Below are 6,330 nucleotides of genomic sequence, written 5' to 3'. Positions count from 1 at the left end.
CCGAGATGGTGCGGGTGCTGCGCCCCGGCGGCCGGATCGCGGTCACCGTGCCGCGCTACGGTCCTGAGAAGGTCTGCTGGACGCTGTCCGACGCGTACCACGAGGTCGAGGGCGGCCATATCCGCATCTACCGCGCCGATGAACTCCTCGCCAAGATGCGCGAGGCCGGACTGCGCCCGTACGGCACCCACCACGCCCATGCGCTGCACAGCCCCTACTGGTGGCTCAAGTGCGCCTTCGGGGTGGACAACGACAAGGCCCTGCCCGTCCGGGCGTACCACAAGCTGCTGGTGTGGGACATCATGAAGAAGCCGCTGGCCACCCGGCTCGCCGAGCGGGCCCTCAACCCGGTCATCGGCAAGAGCTTCGTGGCGTACGCGACCAAGCCGCACATTCCCGCGCGGGTGGAGGCGTGACGGCCTTCGGCCCCGGGCCCGGCCGCACCGAACGCCTCGTCCTGCCCGGTGTGTTGACCGCGGAGCAGGCCACGCGGACGGTGGCGGGCATCGCCGCCATACAGCGCGACGACGGCGCCATCCCGTGGTTCCGCGGCCACCACCTCGACCCGTGGGACCACATCGAGGCCGCGATGGCGCTCGACGCGGCGGGCGAGTGGGAGCGCGCCGAGGCCGCGTACGAGTGGCTGGCCCGCCACCAGAACCCCGACGGCTCCTGGTGTGCCGCCTACCCCGACACCGCGAGCGGGGTCGACACCGCGCACCCCACCGACCCCGGCCGGGAGTCCAACTTCTGCGCGTACGTCGCCGTCGGCGTCTGGCACCACTACCTGTCCACCGGCGACGACGCCTTCCTGGACCGCTTCTGGCCGACCGTCTTCGCCGCCGTCGAGTTCGTCCTCGGCCTGCAGCAGCCCGGCGGACAGATCGGCTGGCGGCGCGAGGCCGACGGCACCGTGCTCACCGACGCCCTGCTCACCGGCTCCTCCTCCGTCTACCAGGCGCTGCGCTGCGCCCTGGCCATCGCGGAGCACCGCGAGGAGCCCCAGCCGGACTGGGAGCTGTCGGCCGGGCTGCTGGGGCACGCCATCCGCCACCACCCCGAGCGGTTCCTCAACAAGGACCACTACTCGATGGACTGGTACTACCCGGTGCTCGGCGGAGCCCTCACCGGCGCCGGGGCCAAGGAGCGCATCGAGGCGGACTGGGACCGCTTCGTCGTCCCCGGCCTGGGCGTGCGCTGTCTGTCCACCAACCCCTGGATCACCGGCGGCGAGAGCTGTGAACTCGCCCTCGCGCTCTGGGCGATGGGGGAGTCCGACCGGGCGGTGGAGATACTGCAGTGGATCCAGTCCCCGCTGCGCGCGGAGGAGGATGGGCTGTACTGGACGGGCTACGTCTTCGAGGACGACGCGGTCTGGCCGGAGGAGCGCACCACCTGGACCGCGGGCTCGCTGCTGCTGGCGGTGGCGGTGCTCGGCGGGGACGAGGCGACCATGGCGGTCTTCGGCGGGGAGCGGCTGCCGCGCGGGCTGGACTCGGACTGCTGCGCGTAGCGGCTTGAGGGTTGGGCCGGACCTTTCGCGCTGCGTGGGCCGTACCTTTCGCGCCGCGTGGAGCGCCGCCCCGGGCCTCAGCTGTTGAGATCCGCCAGCGTCCGCAGGGTCTCCGGGTCGGGCGCGGTCACCAGCAGATCGGTCACCGGGCCCTTGCGCCACAGCTCCAGCCGCTCCGCGATCCGCTCGCGCGGCCCGACCAGCGAGATCTCGTCCGCGAAGGCATCCGGCACCGCCTGGACCGCCTCCGCGCGGCGGCCCGCGAGGAAGAGCTCCTGGACCCGGCGCGCCTCCGCCTCGTAGCCCATGCGACCCATCAGATCGGCGTGGAAGTTACGGGCCGCATGGCCCATGCCGCCGATGTAGAAGCCGAGCATCGCCTTGACCGGCAGCAGCCCCTCAGCGACGTCCGTGCAGACCCGGGCCTGGGCCATGGGCGCCACCATGAACCCCTCGGGCGCGTCGGCGAGCGCCGCCTCGTACAGCTCCGTGCGCCCCGGGGACCAGTACAGCGGCAGCCAGCCGTCGGCGATCCGCACCGTCTGCGCGATGTTCTTGGGGCCCTCCGCGCCGAGGAGTACGGGCAGGTCGGGCCGGAGCGGGTGGACGATCGGCTTGAGCGGCTTGCCGAGGCCGCCGGCGTCCGGCCCGGCGTACGGGAGCGGATGGAAGCGCCCGTCCAGCCGCACCGGGGCCTCCCGGCGCAGCACCTGGCGGATGACCTCCACATACTCGCGGGTGGCGGTCAGCGGGCTCTTCGGGAACGGCCGCCCGTACCAGCCCTCGACGACCTGGGGCCCCGACAGCCCGAGGCCGAGCATCATCCGGCCGCCGGAGAGGTGGTCGAGGGTGAGGGCGTGCATCGCGGTGGCGGTGGGGGTGCGGGCGGCCATCTGCGCGATGGCCGTGCCGAGCTTGACCCGGGTGGTGTGGGCGGCGATCCAGGTGAGCGGGGTGAAGACGTCCGAACCCCAGGACTCGGCCGTCCATACGGAGTGGTAGCCGAACCGCTCGGCCTGCCGGGCGAGTTCCAGATGGCGGGGGTCGGGGCCGCGGCCCCAGTAGCCGAGCGCCAGTCCGAGCCGCATGGCGTCCCTCCGTCCCGTATCGCATGGTGGCTGACGGTGTGTCAGGTGATGCGGCGGACTGTACGGGCCGGGCCCGGGAATGGCAACGGCGCCCGGGAATGGCAACGGCCCCCCGCCCTTGACCGGGCGGGGGGCCGTGCCGTGTGGCGATTGCTCGCGTGGGCGGTGTCAGCCGCGCTGGATCCCCGTGGTGTCCTGCAGCACGCCACGACGGCCGTCCTGCGTCTGGGCGACCAGCGCCTGACCGCGCTGCTCCACCGCGAGGTACCAGGTGCCGGGGGCCAGCTCGGCGATGGTCGACGAGGAGCCGTCCTCCGCGTACAGCGGGCGGGCCACCGGCACCGCGAACCAGAACGGAGCGAAGTCCGAACCGGCCGCGGCCGGAGCCGGGGCCGGAGCGGGCTGGCCCGGCTGGGCGCCGAACGGCGGGGCGGGCTGACCGGGCTGGGCACCGTACGGAGCCGGGGCGCCGGGCTGTACGCCGCCCGGGCCCGGGTAGCCGTAACCGGGCTGCGGGGCGGCGCCGTACGGGGGCACCGCCGCCGGGCCGCCGGCGCCCGCGAGCGGGGCCTGAAGGGCGGGGACGCGCGGGGTCAGGACGACGCCCGCGGCCAGGGCGAGGCTGGCCAGCAGCGAGAGGATCGCGCCGACGCTCATGCTCATGCCGTCAGGCGTGAGGAACAGCGTCCAGAGCGAGGCCCAGGCGGCGCCCACCGCGAGGCCGTTGCCCCACTGGCCGAGGGTGAGCCCGCTGATCTTGCGGCTCTCCGGTTGGAAGCGGCCGGCGATGACAAGCCCCGCGCCGATCAGACCGGCCAGGAACACCGACGGCAGGATGATGCCAAGCTTGTCCGTGTCCCACGCGTTCGGCATGTCGACCTTGTCACAGTACGAGCCGCAGCCGTCGACGGAGTAGAAGTCGAGGAACGAGGCGATGAACAGCAACACCGCTGCTCCGATCACCACGCCGTCGCCTCGAGTGAGGGAGCGGATGTTCAACGTAGAGATCCTTTGTTGGTTTCGTCGGTACGGACGGCAGTCGCCGCGCGCGTGGCGCGAAGGCGTCGGGGGTGGTGCACCATCGTACGGGTGAATCTCTCGCCGAAGAGCAGGGGTGTCCGATCGGTGTCCCGGTCGTGACCTGCTGTTCGGGGAGTTGTTGCGTTATCGGTTCAAGAAGTCCGTAATGCCCTGTGCGATCCCCCGTGCGGCACGCTCTCGCCACGCCGCATCGGTCAGTTGTGCGGCGTCCTTCGAGTCACGCATGTTGCCACACTCGATGAACACCTTCGGGACCGTCGAGAGGTTGAGTCCGCCGAGGTCATCGCGCACCTTCAGACCGGTGCCGTCGCCCATGTAGTTGGCGGGCTTCGCTCCGGTCGCCTCGCTGAATTCCGTGACCAGCCGCGTGCCGAGGCGGTGGGACGGGCCGGTGATCGCCGAGGTGTCGGCCCCGCCGCCGCGAACGGCGGCGGGCAGGATGACATGGAAGCCGCGCTGCCCGGCCGCCGCGCCGTCCGCGTGCACGGAGACGGCCGCGTCGGCGTGCGCCTTGTTGCCGATCTCCGCCCGCTCGTCCACGCACGGCCCGTACGCCCGGTCGCCGTCCTGGGTGAAGACGACCTTGGCACCTCGGTCTTGGAGCAGGGTGCGCACGCGGCGTGAGACGTCGAGGGTGAAGGACGCCTCGGAGTAGCCGGAGTTGGTGGCCGTGCCCGTGGTGTCACATTCCTTCTTCGCCGTGCCGATGTCGACACTGCGGGCGATCGCGGAAGGGTGATCACGGTTGTGTGGATTGTGGCCGGGGTCGATGACCACGACCTTGCCGGTGAGCGGCCGGCCGGAGTCGTCCTTCGGATGTCTGGTGGCCCCGCCCGATGGGCCACCGCTTGCGGGCGGGGCGATCGAGGTGCTGTCGGCGGTCGGCAGGGAACTGGTGCCGCCGCTCTTCGGGTCGCCCATGGAATCCCAGATCAGCCAGCCGGCGAGACAGGCGGGCACCAGGGCGGTCAGCACAACCGCCAGGGTGCCGCTGCGGCGGCCGGGGCTGGGGGGAAAGCTTCCGTTCGACACCCGGGCGATGGTAGCGGTGCGGCAGTGGCGGGCGCGGGCGGGTCCGGTGGGCGGTCGCGCTGTTCCGGCGCCTGGGGGTCCTGCGGCCAGGCGGCGGGTCGGCGCGGTTCCGGTGCCCGGCTCCTGGGGCTTCCTCCCCGGGATCTCGGGGTCCAGGGGCAAGCCCTTGGTGAGGGAGGCCCCGATGCTTCCTGGTTTCCGGGTCCCGGCGTCAGGGCCCATCCCTGGGGGATGGGCCCTGACGCCGGGCAACTGCCGATCAGACGTATACGTACAGGTCTGAGAGTGTGCTCGTCACCGCTTGGCAACTGGCGATGTAACCCTGGCTGTTGTACCAGAGCATCAGGGTCACGCAGTAGTTGCTTTCGAATCTTCCCATGTACACCGGAGTGGAGGCGGAGACATCCGCGGCGGCCACGGTGGTCGCGCTGTTCGACGCAGGGGTCGGCGCGGCGGCCGCCACGCTGCTACCGAGACCTAAGGCAGCGATCAGGACTGCCGCTGCCAGGCCTGTCCGGCGCACAGCCGTGCGCATGACTACACCCTTTCCGATCTTGCCTTCTCTCTTTCCGGGCACGTGTCCTCCTTGGTTTCCAGGGGGAGACGAATGAGGCGCCGGCAAGCACCGGGCCATAACCCGTCCTATCCCCGAATGCCAGACTTTTATCGCCTTTCCGCGCCTATCGTGGAGGGGGTGGCTTTGCGGACGACAGTGCCTGTTCCGCCACTTGACCACGGCCCGGACGGGCTGTACGCGACATCACCCTCCGCTTACACTCGCCACAGGGGAGACGACGAGGGACCGCCGTGAACGAGGCAAGTCTGCTGCGGCACGCGTTGGACGCTGCCCAGGCCATCGTCAACAACGAGCCCTACGTGGCCGACCTGGCCGAAGGGCTGCTCCGTGTTGTTGGCGCGGACTGCGTGTGTATCGACATATGCCGTGCTTGGCGGACGCAGACGCCATCGGTGACGATGGCCGGGGAACCCAACGCCCTGTCCGCGGGCGAGATCGACCAGTGGATGGCCCTGTCCGCCGACGACCCGTACATCGGGAACCTTCTCGCCACCGGCGACCCACGCCCGTACCGCACAAGTGACTTCATGACCTTCAACCGCTTCCGGCAGACTCTCGTCTACCAGGAAGTGTTCGCCCAGTACGGGATGCGCCACCTGCTGGTGATGACACCACGCATCACCGACGAGGACCTGGTGCTCATCGGCTTGACCCGCAGGCTCCACGACTTCTCCGACCGTGAGACTCGAGCTCTCCACCCCATTCGCGACCTCATCGCCACAGCACTGGACTACCAAGCCAAGGTCACCGCAATTCAAGCCGAGATCAGCGCCGGCCCGCCCGCCGCCCCACCACGCCGGTGCACCCTCACCGAACGCGAAAACCAGGTGCTCGCACTCATCGCCACCGGCCACACCAACGACCAAGCCGCCCGCAAACTCGGTATCAGCCCACGCACTATCCGCAAACACCTCGAAGGCGTCTTCAGTAAAGCCAACGTCCCCAGCCGTGCCGCCGCCGTCGCCTGGTGGCTCCGCCAACCCCATAATCACGCCCAGCGATGACCCTGGCACATCCAACATGAGGTTGGAAAACCCTCATTGTGCCGCGTATGGCTTCGATCACTCCAGAACTACCCG

At 70.6% G+C, this 6,330-nt stretch carries 6 protein-coding genes and 1 pseudogene; 3 read left to right on the top strand and 4 right to left on the bottom strand.

Annotation, left to right across the window (positions count from 1 at the left end):
* A pseudogene (locus CCN51_RS27500) lies at positions 1 to 416 on the top strand (SAM-dependent methyltransferase); the annotation flags it as partial.
* Positions 413 to 1,513, top strand: a complete 1,101-nt coding sequence (locus CCN51_RS27495; protein ID WP_014180172.1) for a prenyltransferase/squalene oxidase repeat-containing protein — start codon at positions 413 to 415, stop codon at positions 1,511 to 1,513. The pseudogene CCN51_RS27500 and the gene CCN51_RS27495, both read left to right, overlap by 4 nt.
* A 77-nt stretch (positions 1,514 to 1,590) precedes the next feature.
* Here CCN51_RS27495 and CCN51_RS27490 read toward each other — a convergent pair whose 3' ends face one another.
* The 4 genes from CCN51_RS27490 to CCN51_RS27475 form a co-directional block, all read right to left on the bottom strand.
* Positions 1,591 to 2,601, bottom strand: coding sequence for an LLM class F420-dependent oxidoreductase (locus CCN51_RS27490; RefSeq protein WP_086860189.1), 1,011 nt, complete (start codon positions 2,599 to 2,601; stop codon positions 1,591 to 1,593).
* Between the two features lie 168 nt (positions 2,602 to 2,769).
* A complete protein-coding gene (locus CCN51_RS27485) occupies positions 2,770 to 3,600 on the bottom strand; it encodes a hypothetical protein (RefSeq protein ID WP_043487740.1) in 831 nt (276 codons plus the stop codon).
* Between the two features lie 165 nt (positions 3,601 to 3,765).
* Positions 3,766 to 4,674, bottom strand: a complete 909-nt coding sequence (locus tag CCN51_RS27480) for an N-acetylmuramoyl-L-alanine amidase (RefSeq protein WP_043491824.1) — start codon at positions 4,672 to 4,674, stop codon at positions 3,766 to 3,768.
* 259 nt (positions 4,675 to 4,933) lie between these two features.
* The gene (locus CCN51_RS27475) at positions 4,934 to 5,251 is read right to left on the bottom strand and encodes a hypothetical protein (RefSeq protein WP_143675904.1); all 318 of its coding nucleotides are present in this window, start codon (positions 5,249 to 5,251) and stop codon (positions 4,934 to 4,936) included.
* Positions 5,252 to 5,481: 230 nt separating this feature from the next.
* On the opposite strand from CCN51_RS27475, the gene CCN51_RS27470 reads away from it, so the two are divergent.
* Positions 5,482 to 6,255, top strand: a complete 774-nt coding sequence (locus CCN51_RS27470) for a helix-turn-helix transcriptional regulator (protein WP_014180177.1) — start codon at positions 5,482 to 5,484, stop codon at positions 6,253 to 6,255.
* Positions 6,256 to 6,330 lie beyond the last annotated feature (75 nt).

This window comes from Streptomyces milbemycinicus (assembly GCF_002154605.1).
GTDB classification, from domain to species: domain Bacteria; phylum Actinomycetota; class Actinomycetes; order Streptomycetales; family Streptomycetaceae; genus Streptomyces; species Streptomyces milbemycinicus.
Note: the sequence above shows the minus strand (reverse complement) of the source record. Positions and strands in the feature narration are given on the sequence as shown.

Excerpts from the sequence above, each read along its gene's own strand:
- CCN51_RS27490 (WP_086860189.1), bottom strand. The coding sequence starts at position 2,601 with ATGCGGCTCGGACTGGCGCTCGGCTACTGGGGCCGCGGCCCCGACCCC.